The organism is Terrabacter sp. 01T434, from assembly GCF_056398545.1.
The window spans coordinates 135326-150421 of record NZ_JBFTPP010000006.1 but is presented as its reverse complement, the minus strand read 5'-3'; the positions used below and the strand labels follow the sequence as shown (position 1 = coordinate 150421).

Here is a 15096-nt window from a genome sequence, read left to right as displayed (position 1 = left end):
CGTCCGCCACGCCTGGCGACCGGGTCGACCTACGACCAGACCGGCTTGACGGCTCGGGGCGCCCATTGGTCCGACCCGACCGGTTTGCGACCCCCGGATCTCAGCGGTGCCTGCGAAACCACCGACCGCGGCGCCTCCGGCGGCGTAGCGTCGATTGCGGTCGCGACCTCGTCTGCGCATCCGACGGATGGCCGCCACCTGCCAGAGTGCGGTTCCCGTCAGAAGGAGCAGGTCATGTCCCAAGCCTCCCGCCGATCGTTCCTGGCCGTCGCCGGGTCCGGCGCCGTCACCACCGCGGTCGTGGCCGCAGCCCCCAGCAGCCGGGCGGCGTCCTCCTCGTCCGCGTCCTCGTCAGCGTCCACGTCGGCCAGCACCCAACCGCTCGTCGCCCACGTGCGCGATGCCGCGGCCGGCACGGTCGTGTTGTACGTCGGCCACGACGAGGTCGTCGTCCAGGACCACGACCTCGTCCGACGCCTGACGCGCGCAGCGGGGCGATGACGATGTCCTCGCACCGGGAAGCACCGGAGATCTCCAAGGACCCCGTCGCCGACAACACCGACGTCTACGCCTTCGTCAGCCCCGACAAGCTGCGCACCGTCACCCTCATCGCGAACTTCATTCCCTTCCAGAACCCGCAGGGCGGCCCGAACTTCTACGAGTTCGGTGACGACGTCCTCTACGAGATCCACGTGAGCAACCGGGGCGACGCCCGTGCCGACGTGACGTACCAGTTCCGGTTCACCACGAAGGTGCTCCACGCCGACACCTTCCTCTACAACACCGGCCCGCTCACCTCGATCGACGACCCGAACTGGAACCGCCCGCAGTTCTACTCCGTCACGCGGATCGCGCGCGGGAAGGCGCCGCAGCGTCTGGCCACGAACCTGGCCTGCCCGCCGGTCAACGTCGGCACCCGAAGCACCCCGCACTACGGCGCCGTCTTCACGCCGGCGGCGGTCCACCCGATCCAGGGCAGCCGCACCGTCTTCGCCGGGCAGCGCGGGGATGCCTTCTACGTCGACCTGGGCAGCGTCTTCGATCTCGGTGCCCTGCGTCCCTTCCAGAACCTGCACCTCATCCCGCTGCCCAGCGCCGCGGGGGTGAACGGGCTGCAGGGCCTCAACGTGCACACCATCGCGATCCAGGTGCCGATCTCCGACGTGAGCCGCAACGGCGACCTTCCCAGCGACCCGATGAAGGCCTCGTCCGTCATCGGAGTGTGGGCCACCGCCAGTCGGCAGAAGGCCCTCATGTGGGAGGACGCGCAAGGCCGCTACACGGGACACGGCCCCTTCGGCCAGGTCTCCCGGCTGGGCAACCCGCTTTTCAACGAGGTCATCACCCCCATGGCCGACAAGGACCGCTGGAACACCGTGTTCCCGCACAACGACGGGCAGTTCGCGAAGTATGTCGCGCGACCCGAGCTCGCGCGACTGCTGCCCGCGCTCTACCCCGGCGTCTTCCCGCACCTCGCCGCCTACAAGAAGGACCGAGCGGACCTGGTCGCGATCCTGCTGACGGGCATCCCGGCCGGGGTCGTCCCCGGGTTCCAGAACTTCACCGGCCCGACGCAGGCGGACCTGCTGCGTCTCAACCTCGCCGTCAGGCCGACCGCGCACCCGAACCCGATCGGTCTCATCGCCGGCGACCCGGCCGGCTTCCCCAACGGGCGACGCCTCGTCGACAACGTCGTGGCCATCGAGCTCCGGGCCGTCGCCGGGGCGACGATCCCGCTCGTCGACCACTCGTTCACCCCCGACGCGGCCGCCGCACTCCTCCAGGACGGCACGACCAACACCAACCTGGCGCTGCTCCCCACGTTCCCCTACATGCCCAACCCCGCCGGCGGGTTCCAGAGCAAGCCCGGCACGCCGGCCGCCTGACTCGACCCCGAACGGGAGGAGGTCCATGCCCACCGCTGAGAATCCCCATTCCGGGCAGGGGCCGGTCCTGCTCGACATCGGCGACGACATCGGGGCCGTGGTGGTTTCCATGCCCGCGTCCACCGAGGGCCTCGAGGTCGGGATCCGTCCTGCCGGAGCGACGGCGGATCCACCGAACGACCACGGCGACCACCACCCCCACGGGGCGCACCCCCACGTGGCCGTGGTGGCTCGCCCGACCGGTGCCGGTCTGTCGTACGCGCTCGTCTATCCGGCCGTCCGCGAGGGCGAGCACGAGCTGTTCCCGTTGCCTGACGGTCCGGTCGTCCTGACCGTGGCCGTGGCCGGGGGAACGGTGACCCGAGCCACGTGGCCTGATGATCACCCATGAGTTGATGCCGAGTTGCGGGCGGCCTTGCCGCACAAGGGATTTGGCGTATGCCGTCAGCCTTCGACCGTGGGTGCGCCCAGCAGGCGCACGCCCGCCTCGGTGAGCTCGGCGAGCGCCTGGTCGGTCGTCGCGCGAGCCACCCCCGCCGTGAGGTCGAGCAGCACCGTCGTCTCGAAGCCCTCGCGTCGGGCGTCGACGGCGGTTGCCCTGACGCAGTGGTCGGTGGCGATGCCGACGACGTCGACGCGGGAGATGTCACGCTCCGTGAGCCAGGTCGCCAACGCCACGCCTTCGTCGTCGGCGGAGCGGCCTTCGAATCCGCTGTAGGCAGCCGCGTGCTCGCCCTTGCGGAAGACCGCCTCGATGTTGTCGAACGCGCCGACGAGGTGAGGGTGGAAGTCGGCGCCGTCGCTGTCGGCGACACAGTGGACCGGCCACGAGTCGACGTAGTCGGGAGTGGCCGAGAAGTGCTCGCCCGGGTCGATGTGCCAGTCGGCCGTCGCAACGACGTGGTCGTAGTCGGCCACGTGGGCGTTGACGTGGTCGCCGATCCGGCGGGCCACGTCGGCGCCGCCACGCACGGCCAGGGAGCCACCCTCGCAGAAGTCGTTCTGAACGTCGACGATGATCAGGGCCCGTCCCCCGTCGCGGCGCGTGGATCTGGCCATGGCTCAGTCCTCCTCGTAGATGGTGGGGATCACGGGCTCGCCGCGCGACAGCTGGGCGGCCGCTCTGGGGAGCTCGGCGCGCGACGCCTCGTGCCGCGCGCGTGCCTCATGGATGTCCTGGTGGTCGACGACCGCACCGGCACGGACGAGGTCGATCATGAGCGGTCGGTCGTTGCCGTCGTCGCGCGGGTGCTCGCCGATGCCGATGACCTCCGCCTGCGCAACGCCGGAGTCGCTGAGCCGGCGCATCGCCCACTTGCGGCCGCCGACCGAGGTCTTGTCCTTGCTCTTCTTCGCCACGCCCTGCATGTGCCCCGACGCGTCCTCGCGCTGGACGAGCTTGTAGACCATCGATGCCGTGGGCGCGCCCGAGCCGGTCACGAGCGCGGTGCCGACGCCGTAGCCGCTGACCGGACCGGCCGCGAGACCGGCGATGGCGTACTCGTCGAGGTCGGACGTCACGATGATGCGTGTGTCGGTGTTGCCGGCCTCGTCGAGCTGGGCGCGGACCTCGGTGGCCTGGATGAGCAGGTCACCGGAGTCGAGCCGGACCGCCCCCAGCTCGGGCCCGGCGATCTCCATCGCGAGCGCGACCGCAGTCCTCACGTCATAGGTGTCGACGAGGAGGGTCGTGCCCTTGCCGAGCGAGTCGACCTGGGCGGTGAAGGCCTCCTTCTCCGAGTCGTACAGGAGGGTGAAGGCGTGGGCCGCGGTGCCCGTCGTCGGGACGCCGTAGCGGCGTCCGGCCTCGAGGTTGCTCGTCGCCTCGAACCCTGCGACGTAGGCGGCGCGCGCGGCGGCGACGGCCGACTCCTCGTGCGTGCGCCGGGACCCCATCTCGATGCACGGCCTGCCCACGGCGGCCGTCGTCATGCGCGAGGCGGCCGACGCGATCGCCGTGTCGTGGTTGAGGATCGACAGGACGAGCGTCTCGAGGATCACGCCCTCCGCGAAGGTCGACTCGACGACGAGGACCGGCGACTGCGGGAAGTAGCACTCGCCTTCCGCGTAGCCGCTGACGTCACCCGAGAAGCGATACCCCTCGAGCCAGTCGACGGTCGCCCGGTCGACGACCTTCTGGTCCGAGAGGAAGCGGAGCTCGTCGTCGCCGAAGCGGAACTGCTCGAGCGCCTCGAGCACCCGGCCCGTCCCTGCGATGACGCCGTAGCGTCGTCCGTCGGGCAGCCGCCGGGCGAACGCCTCGAAGACGCAACGGCGGCGGGCCTCGCCCGAGGCGAGCGCGGCCTGCAGCATCGTCAGCTCGTAGTGGTCGGTCAGCAGCGCCGTGCTCGGGGCGCGGGGGCTCGTCGGGCTCACGAGCCCACCCTAGGCGCGAACGGTCGCCGGGGACGGTCTGCCCCGCGCACCCCGGTGGACCTAGGGTGGCCCTGTGACCGCAGCCACCCTCTCCCTCGCTCCCGTCGAGCAGGAGGTGACCTCCACCGACGAGGTCGTCGCACCCGACGTGCCGTGGGTGACGATCGTCTGGAACGACCCCGTCAACCTCATGACCTACGTGACGTGGGTCTTCGAGACCTACTTCGGCTACGCGCGGGCCAAGGCCGAGAAGCTGATGATGGACGTCCACGTCAAGGGCCGCGCCGTCGTGTCCAACGGTCCGCGCGAGTCCATGGAGCGCGACGCCGAGGCCCTCCAGGGCTACGGCCTCTGGGCCACCTTCGAGAAGGACAGCTGATGGCGCGCGCCTTCCTGCGGGAGCACGGCCGCTACGTCGGTGTCCTCGAGTCGACCGAGCGCCTCGTGCTCCAGGGACTCATGCAGCAGACGCGACTGCTCCTCTCCCCGGAGATCGAGCCGACCGGTGACGCGTTCGACGACCTCGTCGCCTCGATGGGCCTGTCCCTGAGTGCCGCCGACCAAGCGGCTTCCGGTGCGAACGACTCTGCCGCAGAAGCGGACTCGTCATCGTTCGCCGACCGTGACCCCGCGTTGGACCGGCTGCTGCCGACCGCGCACCGTGGCGACGACCAGATCGCGGCCGAGTTCCGCCGGCTCACCGAGGAGGGGTTGCGCCAGCGCAAGAGCGGCAACCTCGACGTCGCGATCGAGTGCGTCGAGCAGGCCGCCGGCGACCGCGTCGTGCTCGACGAGTCGCAGGCGCCGGCGTTCCTCATGGCCCTCACCGACGTCCGCCTCCTGCTCGGCGAGCGCATGGGCATGCGCACCGAGGAGGACGCCGAGGCGCTGCACGCCGCGATGGAGGACATCGACGACGAGGACCCGCTGGGCTATGCCATGGCGTGGTACGACTTCCTCACCTGGCTGCAGGAGACCCTGACCCAGGCGCTCATGGGCACCGACCTCCGCGACGTCGTGACGGCATACGACGATGACGAGGACGACGACGACCTCGAGGACCTCCCCGACGAGGGCGGTCCACGGGACGGCCCGGTGTGACGCATCCGACCCGCGGTCGCCGGGCCGGCGTCGGTGTGGGCACCTAGGCTCGTTGCGTGGACGTCACGATCGTCGGGTGCTCCGGATCCTTCGCCGGGCCGGGCTCGCCCGCCTCGTCCTATCTCGTGCGTGCCGAGCACGAGGGACGCACGTGGAGCATCGTGCTCGACCTCGGCAACGGCGCACTGGGCGCCTTGCAGCGCCACATCCAGCCGTATGCCGTCGACGCCGTCCTGCTCAGCCACCTGCACGTCGACCACTGCATCGACATGTGCGGTCTCTACGTCATGATGCGCTACGTCCCCGGCGGCCCCGGGCGAGCGACGATGCCCGTGTGGGGTCCACCCGGCACCGGCGCGCACCTCGCCCGTGCCTACGGCAGCGGAGAGGCCGAGGACGTCCTCGGCGTCTTCGACTTCCGCGACCTGCGCCACCGCGACCCCGTGACGGTCGGACCGTTCACCATCACCCCGGTCCGCGTGAACCATCCGGTCGAGGCCTACGGCTTCCGCGTGGAGGCAGGTGGCCGAGTCCTGGCCTACACCGGTGACACCGACATCTGCGACGAGCTCGACGAGCTCATGACGGGCGCCCACCTCGTGCTCGCCGACGCGGCGTTCGTCGACGGGCGTGACACCGTGCCCGACATCCACCTGTCGGGCCGTCGCGCGGCCGAGGCGGCCGTGCGAGCCGGGGGAGTGCGGCGCCTCATGCTGACGCACATCCCGGCCTGGAACGACCCCGAGGTGTGCCGCGAGCAGGCCGCGGCGGTGTGGCCGGGCGACGTCGAGCTCGCCCAGGCTGACGCCACCTACTGTCTCTGACGGGACAGTCCCCGACGGTTGCCCGAGGCCGGTGTCGGAGGAGAGCACCCGGGTATGGAACGTCACGGTGCGGTTCGCGACTCGTCACGTGGCGGGTGCGCCGCCCACCACCATGACCGAACCAAGGAGGCACCGTTGCAGCAGCGAACCATCGGATCGAGGAAGGTCAGCGCGATCGGGCTCGGGGGCATGCCCATGTCGATCGAGGGCCGGCCCGACGAGGACCGCTCGATCCGGACCATCCACGCCGCGCTCGACGCCGGCGTCACCCTCATCGACACGGCTGACGCCTACCACCGTGACGCCGACGAGGTGGGGCACAACGAGTCCCTCATCGCCAAGGCCCTGTCGTCGTGGTCGGGCAGCTCGTCGGACGTCCTCGTCGCGACCAAGGGCGGGCACCTGCGCCCCGGCGACGGGTCGTGGACCCTCGACGGGCGCCCGGAGCACCTCAAGGAGGCAGCGAGGGCGTCGCTCCAGCGGCTCGGCGGCGATGCCATCGGGCTCTACCAGTTCCACCGTCCCGACCCCGACGTGCCCTACGCCGAGTCGGTCGGTGCAATCCGCGACCTGCTCGACGAGGGCGTCATCGAGATGGCCGGCATCTCGAACGCGAACCCCGACCAGATCCGCGAGGCGCAGGAGGTGCTCGGTGGCCGGCTCGTGTCGGTGCAGAACCAGTTCTCGCCGGCCTTCCGCAGCAGCCGGGCCGAGCTCGACCTGTGCGCCGAGCTCGGCATCGCCTTCCTGCCGTGGAGCCCGCTCGGCGGCATCAGTAAGGCCGGGGACCTCGGCAGCCGGCACGACGCCTTCGCAGAGGTGGCGAGGTCGCACGACGTGAGCCCGCAGCGGGTGGCGCTCGCGTGGGAGCTCGCGCTCGCGCCCGTGGTCGTGCCGATCCCCGGCGCCTCGCGTCCGGAGAGCATCGAGGACTCGGTGCAGGCGCTCGACCTCGAGCTGTCCGCCGACGAGGTGGCGCGGCTCTCCGCCGAGACCGTCGACTGACGAGCCGCCGGAGGCACTGTGGGACGGGTCCTTACGCTTCGCGAACGAGGCGTCCGGGCCCGTCCCCGCCCCCGCGATTGAGGCCTAACGTGGAGTCATGGCTAGCCTCGAGGGCATGACTGACCGACATGACGGCCGTGCCCCCGACCAGACGCGCGAGGTGCGGATCACCCGCAACTGGCTCGACCACGCGGAAGGCAGCGTCCTCATCGAGTTCGGGCGCACGCGCGTGCTGTGCGCCGCGTCCTTCACCGAGGGCGTGCCGCGCTGGCTCAAGGGCAAGGGCACCGGCTGGGTCACCGCCGAGTACGCCATGCTGCCCCGGGCGACCAACACCCGCTCCGACCGCGAGAGCGTCAAGGGCCGCATCGGCGGCCGCACCCACGAGATCAGCCGGCTCATCGGCCGCAGCCTGCGAGCCGTCATCGACACCAAGGCCCTGGGCGAGAACACCATCGTCCTCGACTGCGACGTGCTGCAGGCCGACGGCGGCACCCGAACGGCCGCCATCACCGGCGCCTTCGTGGCCCTCGCCGACGCGATCGAGCACGCCCGCTCGCAGGGCCTCATCGGCAGGAAGGCCCAGCCCCTCACCGGCTCGGTCGCCGCCATCTCCGTCGGCATCGTCGGGGGCCGCGCCGTCCTCGACCTCGACTACCCGGAGGACTCGACGGCCGAGACCGACATGAACGTCGTCATGACCGGTGACGGCCGCTTCATCGAGGTCCAGGGCACCGCGGAGGGTGAGCCGTTCGACCGCGACCTCCTCGGCCAGCTGCTCGACCTCGCGACGAAGGGCTGCGCCGACCTGACCGACCGCCAGCAGGCCGCGCTGTCGGCGTCGGTCCCGACGTCGACTCGAGCGTCGCAGGAGACCACGGACGGCGGGGTGGTCGCGTGACGAAGGTCGTCCTCGCCACCCGCAACAGCAACAAGGTCGAGGAGCTGCGAGAGATCCTCGCCGACGTCAGCGCGGACCTCGGGCTCGAGATCATCGGCCTCGACGGCTACCCCGAGGCGCCCGACGTCGTCGAGGACGGCGTGACGTTCGAGCAGAACGCGATCCTCAAGGCCGCGTCCGCTGCCCACGTCACGGGACTGCCCGCCCTGGCCGACGACTCGGGTCTGGCCGTCGACGTGCTCGGAGGTGCCCCCGGCATCTTCAGCGCCCGGTGGTCCGGGGGCGGGGGCGACCGGGCCAACCTCGAGCTGCTCCTCGCGCAGCTCGGCGACGTCCGCGACGAGCACCGCGCCGCGGCGTTCGTCTGCGCCGCCGCGATCGTCCTGCCCGACGGGCGGTCGGCGGCCGAGCTGGGACGCTTCCCCGGCACGGTGGCCCGTGAGGCCAGGGGCACGGGAGGCTTCGGCTACGACCCCATCTTCGTCCCATCCGACCAGTCGCTCGGCAACGAACGCACACTGGCGGAGTACGACGCGGACGAGAAGAACCAGGTCTCGCACCGGGCACTCGCCTTCCGCGCACTCGTGCCACACCTGAAGGAGCACCTGAGGCCATGACCACGACCAGCCCGGCCACCCGTCCTGGGACCGCCCCGCAGCAGCCGGTTCGTCCGCTGTGGTGGGGGGCCCTCGACGGGGTGGTGGCCGGGCTGCTCACGGTCGGGCTCGCGACGCTCGCGGCGTCAGTGCTCACGGCCGTGGGCCAGTCCTCGGGACAGCCGGCGCCGATCGCGGCGGTCGGGGGAGCCTTCATCGACCGGACGCCGCCGTGGCTCAAGGACTTCGCCGTCACGACGTTCGGCACCAACGACAAGCGGGCCCTGCTCGTCGGGACCGTCCTCATGCTGGCGCTGGCGTGTGCCGCCATCGGCGTCCTGGCCAGCCGTCGTCTCGTCGCGGGGCTCGTCGTCTTCGCCGTCGTCGGCCTCGTCGGGGCGGCAGCGGTGCTCAGCCGCCCAGGTGCGGGCCCGGCGGACGTCCTGCCGACGATCCTCGGCACCGCCGCCGGCCTGTGGTTCCTCAGTCGCGCCGCGACACCGTCGACAAGCGCATCGGGCGCCCCCAACCCCGGCCGGCGCTGGCTCATCGGGGGAGCGGTCGGTGCGGTGGCGGCATACGCCGGCAGTCTGCTCGGGGGCGGCTCCGCGGCAGCGACGGTGTCGCGTGACGCCCTGAAGAGCACTCCGCTCAAGGGCACGAAGCTGGCCATCCCCGCCGGCGCCGACCTGAGGCTGCCGGGCCTGACCCCCTACATCGTCCCGAACGCCGACTTCTACCGCATAGACACCGCCATCGTCGTCCCGCGCATCGACGCCAACGAGTGGAAGCTCAAGGTCACCGGCATGGTCGACCGTGAGGTCGAGATCGACTGGAAGACGTTGCAGGGCAAGCAGATGCAGGAGGCGCTCGTCACGCTGACCTGCGTCTCCAACGAGGTCGGCGGCGACCTCGTCGGCAACGCCGTGTGGACCGGGTGGCCGGTGCGCGAGCTCCTCGCCATGGCCGGGCCCAAGGCAGGCGCCGACATGGTGCTGCAGACGAGCATCGACGGCTTCACCGCCTCGACACCTCTCGGCGCCCTCACCGACGACCGCAACGCCCTGCTCGCGATCCGGATGAACGGCGAGCCGCTGCCCTTCGAGCACGGCTTCCCCGTCCGGGTCGTCGTGCCCGGGCTCTACGGCTACGTCTCGGCCACCAAGTGGGTGACCGAGCTCAAGGTCACGACGTATGCCGCCGACGTGGCCTACTGGACGCCACGCGGATGGTCGGCGACCGGGCCGATCAAGACCGCGTCGCGCATCGACGTCCCGCAGGCCGGTGCCGTCGTCAAGGCGGGTACCGTCGCCGTCGCCGGGGTCGCGTGGGCGCAGCACACGGGCATCTCCAAGGTGGAGGTGCAGGTCGACCAGCAGCCGTGGACCGAGGCGCGCCTCGCCGCGGACGCGAGCATCGACACGTGGCGGCAGTGGGTCTACGAGTGGGACGCGACTCCCGGCAGCCACGACGTCCGCGTGCGTGCCTACGACGCCAAGGGCCAGGTGCAGTCCCCGCTCGAGGCGCCGCCCGCCCCTGACGGCGCCACCGGCATCCACGTCGTCAACGTCAGGGTGGAGTGACGCCCGAGGGTTCGTCGGCTGCGACGGCCGCGGCGGAGCCCACGACGGCGTCCGCCTCGATCTCGACGAGCAGGTCGGGGTCGATGAGAGCGGTGACCTGGACCATGGTCGACGCGGGCCGCACGTCGGCAAAGACCTCGCCGTGCGCCCGGCCGACCGCCTCCCAGTCGCGGATGTCGGTGACGAACATCCGCGTCCGCACGACGTCGGCGGGTGACGCGCCGCACGTGGCGAGCGCCTCGACGACGATCTCCAGCGCCACACGCGCCTGCTCGTAGGCGTCACCCGCTGCGACGACCCTGCCCTCGCGGATCGCGGTGGTTCCGGCCACGTGGACGGTGTCGCCGACGCGGACGGCTCGTGAGTAGCCGACGACGCCCTCCCAGGCGCTGCCCGTCCCGACGTTCTGCCTCATGGCCGCAGGCTAGTCGTGCCCGGGGAGACGGGGCCGGGGTTCAGCGCTTCGCGCGCGAGCCCGCCGGGACGGGACAGCTCCGGCCGGCCGCGGTGGCGCTGGTCACCGACTCCGCGGGCAGGAGGAACCAGTGCCGGTCGAGGCACACGACCCGCACGTGCTCGACAGGGCCCGCGGTGCTCTCGAGCACGGCTCGCTCCGTCACCTCGGCCACGGCGCCGCACTCCGGGCACGTCGTCGTGTCGAGCGCCGGTCCGCTCGTGCCGTTCGGTTCGTCCACGAGACACCTCCTGCTGCACGTTTCGTCGAGAACCTCTCCAGGTCGGAGCCGGAGGCGCGGGCCGTGATACGCCGGGGTGGCAACTACAGTGGGGGCGCGCACCCCGCGAGCGGACGTGGTGGAACTGGTAGACACGCAGGATTTAGGTTCCTGTGCCCTAGGTGTGCGGGTTCGAGTCCCGCCGTCCGCACCCGGCAGCACCCGGCAGCACCCGGCAGCACCGCCCGGCCACGGCCGGAACGGGTACGAGCCCGCTGGACGAGACGACGAAGGAGCAGATCGTGACCGCACGACTAGAGCCGGGACAGCAGGCGCCCGCCTTCAGCCTGACCGACGACGCCGGCCAGACCGTCAGCCTCGCTGACTTCGCCGGCCGCAAGGTCATCGTCTACTTCTACCCGGCCGCCATGACCCCCGGCTGCACCAAGCAGGCCTGCGACTTCAGCGAGTCGCTCGACTCGCTGAAGAAGGACGGCTACGAGGTCGTCGGGATCTCCAAGGACAAGCCTGCCAAGCTGGCGAAGTTCCGCGAGCGCGACCACCTGACCATCCCGCTGCTCAGCGACGAGGACCTCGCGGTCCACACGGCATACGGCGCCTGGGGAGAGAAGAAGCTCTACGGCAAGACCGTCGAGGGCGTCATCCGGTCCACCTTCGTCGTCGACGAGGAGGGCAAGGTGAGCCACGCCTTCTACAACGTCAAGGCGACCGGCCACGTGGCCAAGCTCCGTCGCGACCTCGGCATCGCCGACTAGAGTCCGCACCTCCCGAAAGGAAAACCAGATGAGCGACACCGCACGCATCGAGCAGGACATCCAGGCCGCCCGCACGCGCCTCGAGGGCACCGTCAACGAGTTGGCCTACCGCGCCCAGCCCCAGGTCATCGCCCAACGGCAGCTCCAGGGCCTCAGGCTCCGTCTCGATGCGGCGACGCACACCGAGGACGGCGAGCTGCGCGTCGAGCGCGTCGCCGCCGTCGTCGCGGCCGTGGTCGTCGTCGTGGTCGCCGTCGGCCTGCTCCGCCGCCGCCGCTGAGCCGGACTGCACCACCTGACTGCTCACCTCACGCGACCACCATGGCGAAGAAGGAGTCCGCGTCGGCGGCCGAGCTGCTGCCCATCCGGATGCTGCACGACCGCGTCCTCGTCTCGCTCGAGACGGAGGGCGAGCGGCGCTCCGGCGGGGGCATCCTCATCCCCTCGACGGCCTCCGTCGGAAAGCGCCTCGCCTGGGCCGAGGTCGTCGCCACCGGCCCCACCGTGCGCCAGGTGCAGCTCGGCGACCGCGTGCTCTTCGACCCCGAGGAGCGCGCGGAGGTGGAGCTGCAGGGCAAGGGCTACGTGCTGCTGCGCGAACGCGACATCCACGCCGTCGCCGCCCAGCGCGTCGAGGACGGGCAGACCGGGCTCTACCTCTGAGGTCCGCGGCTGGCGTGCGCCGGTAGGTGCGCGACTGCCGGCGAACGAGAAGACCCCCGTCCGGAGTGATCCGAACGGGGGTCTTGAAGTGCGCCGCCAGGGACTCGAACCCCGAACCCAGTGATTAAGAGTCACTTGCTCTGCCAATTGAGCTAGCGGCGCAACGAGGGGAAACGTTAGCAGCCGCCCCGCGTCGGGACAAAATCGGCCGTCGCGGCCCGTCCGGAGTCAGGCCCTGGGGTCTCGCGGGGCACCGGATCGCCGCTCGTCAGAGCGGATTCAGGTGCGCTGCCGCTGAGGCGCCGAGCGCTTGGGCGGGACTACGACGTGGCGCTCGCGGTCGACAGGAGGGTCAGCGCGAGGCCGAGCACGATGACGCCGATGATGACGCCGACCGTGATCCGCTGGGCCTTCTTGTTCCCCATGAGCATGGGTCCATTGTGCGGCATGCCGCAGGCCGAGGCCGCACTGAGAGCGGTCGCACCGGACCTGGACACGACCGTGGCCCGGTGCCCCTCGTGAGGGGCACCGGGCCACGGGATCGTCCTGCCGGGCAGGACCATGGGGTGAGTGACGGGACTTGAACCCGCGGCCACCTGGACCACAACCAGGTGCTCTACCAGCTGAGCTACACCCACCATGCACAACACGAGCCGGGCCCGAGGGCTCGGCGCCGTGTCACGGCGTCGACAATGCTACAGGCTCTCGCGAGGTGCTCGTGACCACCCCGACGGACGGCATACGCCCTCGGTGGTCGTATGCCGTCAGGCGGGGTCGGCGGCTCCGTGCTCGATGACGTGGGGCGTCGCCAGAGCCTTCGCGGTGGCGCTGTCGGGGCCCGGCTGCGGGACGAAGACGGCCTGGCGGTAGTAGCGCAGCTCGGCGATCGACTCGCGGATGTCGGCCAGGGCCCGGTGGCCTCCGGACTTCTTGGGCGCGTTGAAGTAGACGCGGGGATACCAGCGGCGCGACAGCTCCTTGATCGAGCTGACATCGATGATCCGGTAGTGCAGGTAGGACTCGAGCACGGGCATGTCCCGCGAGAGGAACCCCCGGTCGGTGGCCACGGTGTTGCCACCGAGCGGGGCCTTGCGCGGCTCGGGGACGAACGTACGGACGTAGTCGAGGACGATGTGCTCGGCCTCCTGCAGCGTCACGCCCGAGTCGAGCTCGTTGATGAGGCCGGAGGTGGTGTGCATGTCACGGACGAAGTCGTCCATCTGCTCGAGGGCCTCGGCCGGTGGCTTGACGACGACGTCGATGCCGTCGCCGAGCTGGTTGAGCTCGAAGTCCGTGACGAGGGCAGCCACCTCCACCAGGGCGTCGGACTTCAGGGACAGGCCCGTCATCTCGCAGTCGATCCAGATGATCCGGTCGGCGATGGCTCGGTGGTTGGTGTCGCTCACCGCTCCACCATAGAGGCTGAGGGCGACCGGACCCCTCGCGTCGCGCGGGCGTGCGTCCGGGTGCGGGGGAGCGTCGCTGCACTAGCCTGCCCTCATGACTTCAGGGGACGTGACGACACCAGGGCCGGGCGCAAGCCCGGGCGGGCCGACGCAGCAATGGAGTTCGGTGCGCAACCCGACCCGGCGACCGATGCTTCGCACGGCGCTGACGATCGGCGTCGCGGCCTCCCTCTTCCTCGTGTGCCTGCTCATCCTGCTCGGCATCCTCGGGGAGCGGCTGACGACGCAGACGCTCACCACGTCCGTCCTGATGGCGGTCATCCCGCTCCTCGTCATCGTGCCGACGTTCCTCTGGCTCGACCGCTACGAGGCCGAGCCGGTGCGCTACATCGTCTTCGCCTTCTTGTGGGGAGCCCTGGTCGCCGTCGTCGGCGCCTTCTTCCTCAACACGTTCGGGCTCAAGATCCTCGTCGAGGCGCGGTGGAGCGACCCGCTCGAGACGGGCGCGGTCTACCTGGCGCCGATCACCGAGGAGACCCTCAAGGGACTCGGCATCCTGCTCATCTACCTGTTCCGTCGCCGCGAGTTCGACGGCATCATCGACGGCATCGTCTACGCCGGCCTCATCGGGGCGGGCTTCGCGTTCAGCGAGAACATCCTCTACCTCGGGCAGGCCTACAACGAGTACGGCAGCGAGGGGCTCACGTCGACGTTCCTCGTCCGCGGGCTCATGGGCCCCTTCGGGCACCCGCTCTTCACCTCCCTCACCGGCATCGGCATCGGCATCGCCGTGACCGCGCGGCGGCCGGTCGTGCGCGTCGTGGCGATCCTCACCGGATGGGTGTGCGCGATGCTGCTCCACGGCGCCTGGAACCTCTCGGCCCTGGCCGGCATGGACGGCTTCTTCGCGGCGTACGTGACCTACCAGGTGCCGCTCTTCCTCGCCTTCATCGGATTCCTCATCTGGCTCCGTCGTCGTGAGGGTCGCCTCATCGGGCGGTACCTGTCGCCGTATGCGGACGCCGGGTGGCTCACCCACGCCGAGGTCGCGATGCTCTCCAACCTCCGGCTGCGCCGCGCGGCGCGGGCCTGGGCCGGGCAGAACGGCGGCCGCCCGGCGAGGCGCTCGATGGACGCGTTCCAGGACAGCGCCAGCGACCTCGCGCTGCTGCGATCCCGGCTGGTCCACGGGACGGCCGAGGACGGGGCCTCGGAACGGGAGATGGTCCTGCTCGAGGCGATCACGGCCCATCGTCGTGGCTTCGTCGGCTCGCCCGTGACCTGACCGGCCGTCCCGGCCCGGGG

Annotated in this window: 19 protein-coding genes and 3 tRNA genes; 15 read left to right on the top strand and 7 right to left on the bottom strand. The window is 71.0% G+C overall.

From position 1 onward, the window contains the following. Positions 1-234 precede the first annotated feature (234 nt). The 3 genes from AC1DIW_RS14570 to AC1DIW_RS14560 are packed head-to-tail and all read left to right on the top strand — an operon-like array spanning position 235 to position 2277. Positions 235-501 carry a hypothetical protein gene (locus AC1DIW_RS14570; protein ID WP_478109026.1) on the top strand — a complete coding sequence of 89 codons (267 nt, stop codon included), beginning with the start codon at positions 235-237 and terminating at the stop codon, positions 499-501. Positions 502-503: 2 nt separating this feature from the next. Further along, the gene (locus AC1DIW_RS14565) at positions 504-1886 is read left to right on the top strand and encodes a DUF4331 domain-containing protein (RefSeq protein WP_478109024.1); all 1383 of its coding nucleotides are present in this window, start codon (positions 504-506) and stop codon (positions 1884-1886) included. 25 nt (positions 1887-1911) lie between these two features. After that, positions 1912-2277, top strand: a complete 366-nt coding sequence (locus tag AC1DIW_RS14560; RefSeq protein ID WP_442280387.1) for a hypothetical protein — start codon at positions 1912-1914, stop codon at positions 2275-2277. Between the two features lie 53 nt (positions 2278-2330). Here the strand turns inward: AC1DIW_RS14560 and AC1DIW_RS14555 are convergent, their stop codons facing one another. Together AC1DIW_RS14555 and AC1DIW_RS14550 are read right to left on the bottom strand one after the other, a co-directional pair. After that, a complete protein-coding gene (locus AC1DIW_RS14555; RefSeq protein ID WP_442280386.1) occupies positions 2331-2945 on the bottom strand; it encodes an isochorismatase family protein in 615 nt (204 codons plus the stop codon). A 3-nt stretch (positions 2946-2948) separates the two neighbouring features. Continuing rightward, positions 2949-4262: a nicotinate phosphoribosyltransferase gene (locus AC1DIW_RS14550; protein WP_478109022.1), complete on the bottom strand. Its 1314-nt coding sequence runs from the start codon at positions 4260-4262 to the stop codon at positions 2949-2951. Between the two features lie 73 nt (positions 4263-4335). Between AC1DIW_RS14550 and clpS the strand changes: the two genes are divergently transcribed. From clpS to AC1DIW_RS14515, 7 genes are all read left to right on the top strand, one after another. Then, complete coding sequence (gene clpS / locus AC1DIW_RS14545; protein WP_344255443.1) at positions 4336-4641, top strand: ATP-dependent Clp protease adapter ClpS; 306 nt, start codon at positions 4336-4338, stop codon at positions 4639-4641. After that, positions 4641-5363 carry a DUF2017 domain-containing protein gene (locus tag AC1DIW_RS14540; RefSeq protein WP_478109020.1) on the top strand — a complete coding sequence of 241 codons (723 nt, stop codon included), beginning with the start codon at positions 4641-4643 and terminating at the stop codon, positions 5361-5363. The genes clpS and AC1DIW_RS14540 overlap by 1 nt, the downstream gene beginning before the upstream one ends. 56 nt (positions 5364-5419) lie before the next feature. Continuing rightward, positions 5420-6187 (top strand): MBL fold metallo-hydrolase, encoded by a 768-nt coding sequence (locus AC1DIW_RS14535; protein ID WP_442280383.1) that lies wholly within the window; start codon positions 5420-5422, stop codon positions 6185-6187. Between the two features lie 135 nt (positions 6188-6322). Next, the gene (locus AC1DIW_RS14530) at positions 6323-7192 is read left to right on the top strand and encodes an aldo/keto reductase (protein WP_442280382.1); all 870 of its coding nucleotides are present in this window, start codon (positions 6323-6325) and stop codon (positions 7190-7192) included. Positions 7193-7307: 115 nt separating this feature from the next. After that, a complete protein-coding gene (gene rph, locus AC1DIW_RS14525) occupies positions 7308-8093 on the top strand; it encodes a ribonuclease PH (protein ID WP_478109018.1) in 786 nt (261 codons plus the stop codon). Next, positions 8090-8710 (top strand): RdgB/HAM1 family non-canonical purine NTP pyrophosphatase, encoded by a 621-nt coding sequence (gene rdgB / locus AC1DIW_RS14520; RefSeq protein ID WP_442280380.1) that lies wholly within the window; start codon positions 8090-8092, stop codon positions 8708-8710. The genes rph and rdgB overlap by 4 nt, the downstream gene beginning before the upstream one ends. After that, positions 8707-10272, top strand: a complete 1566-nt coding sequence (locus tag AC1DIW_RS14515; RefSeq protein ID WP_442280379.1) for a molybdopterin-dependent oxidoreductase — start codon at positions 8707-8709, stop codon at positions 10270-10272. Before rdgB ends, AC1DIW_RS14515 begins: the two co-directional genes overlap by 4 nt. On the opposite strand, the gene AC1DIW_RS14510 is transcribed toward AC1DIW_RS14515, so the two are convergent. Beyond that, positions 10259-10687, bottom strand: a complete 429-nt coding sequence (locus AC1DIW_RS14510) for a RidA family protein (RefSeq protein ID WP_478109016.1) — start codon at positions 10685-10687, stop codon at positions 10259-10261. The two genes, AC1DIW_RS14515 and AC1DIW_RS14510, sit on opposite strands and share 14 nt — an antisense overlap. 40 nt (positions 10688-10727) lie before the next feature. After that, a complete protein-coding gene (locus AC1DIW_RS14505) occupies positions 10728-10967 on the bottom strand; it encodes a hypothetical protein (protein WP_478109014.1) in 240 nt (79 codons plus the stop codon). Positions 10968-11076: 109 nt separating this feature from the next. On the opposite strand from AC1DIW_RS14505, the gene AC1DIW_RS14500 reads away from it, so the two are divergent. From AC1DIW_RS14500 to AC1DIW_RS14485, 4 genes are all read left to right on the top strand, one after another. Beyond that, positions 11077-11157: transfer RNA gene (locus AC1DIW_RS14500), tRNA-Leu, on the top strand. Positions 11158-11248: 91 nt separating this feature from the next. Further along, positions 11249-11722: a thioredoxin-dependent thiol peroxidase gene (gene bcp / locus AC1DIW_RS14495; RefSeq protein ID WP_442280376.1), complete on the top strand. Its 474-nt coding sequence runs from the start codon at positions 11249-11251 to the stop codon at positions 11720-11722. A gap of 28 nt (positions 11723-11750) precedes the next feature. Further along, a complete protein-coding gene (locus AC1DIW_RS14490; protein ID WP_478109012.1) occupies positions 11751-12002 on the top strand; it encodes a DUF3618 domain-containing protein in 252 nt (83 codons plus the stop codon). A 41-nt stretch (positions 12003-12043) separates the two neighbouring features. Next, positions 12044-12385 carry a GroES family chaperonin gene (locus tag AC1DIW_RS14485; protein ID WP_442280374.1) on the top strand — a complete coding sequence of 114 codons (342 nt, stop codon included), beginning with the start codon at positions 12044-12046 and terminating at the stop codon, positions 12383-12385. Positions 12386-12474: 89 nt separating this feature from the next. Here the strand turns inward: AC1DIW_RS14485 and AC1DIW_RS14480 are convergent. The 3 genes from AC1DIW_RS14480 to orn form a co-directional block, all read right to left on the bottom strand. Continuing rightward, a tRNA-Lys gene (locus AC1DIW_RS14480) sits at positions 12475-12547 on the bottom strand. Positions 12548-12947: 400 nt separating this feature from the next. Continuing rightward, positions 12948-13023 (bottom strand) — tRNA-His (locus AC1DIW_RS14475). 126 nt (positions 13024-13149) lie between these two features. Then, positions 13150-13791 (bottom strand): oligoribonuclease, encoded by a 642-nt coding sequence (gene orn / locus AC1DIW_RS14470; protein WP_442280373.1) that lies wholly within the window; start codon positions 13789-13791, stop codon positions 13150-13152. A gap of 94 nt (positions 13792-13885) precedes the next feature. On the opposite strand from orn, the gene AC1DIW_RS14465 reads away from it, so the two are divergent. After that, the gene (locus AC1DIW_RS14465) at positions 13886-15076 is read left to right on the top strand and encodes a PrsW family intramembrane metalloprotease (protein WP_478109010.1); all 1191 of its coding nucleotides are present in this window, start codon (positions 13886-13888) and stop codon (positions 15074-15076) included. Positions 15077-15096: the final 20 nt, after the last annotated feature.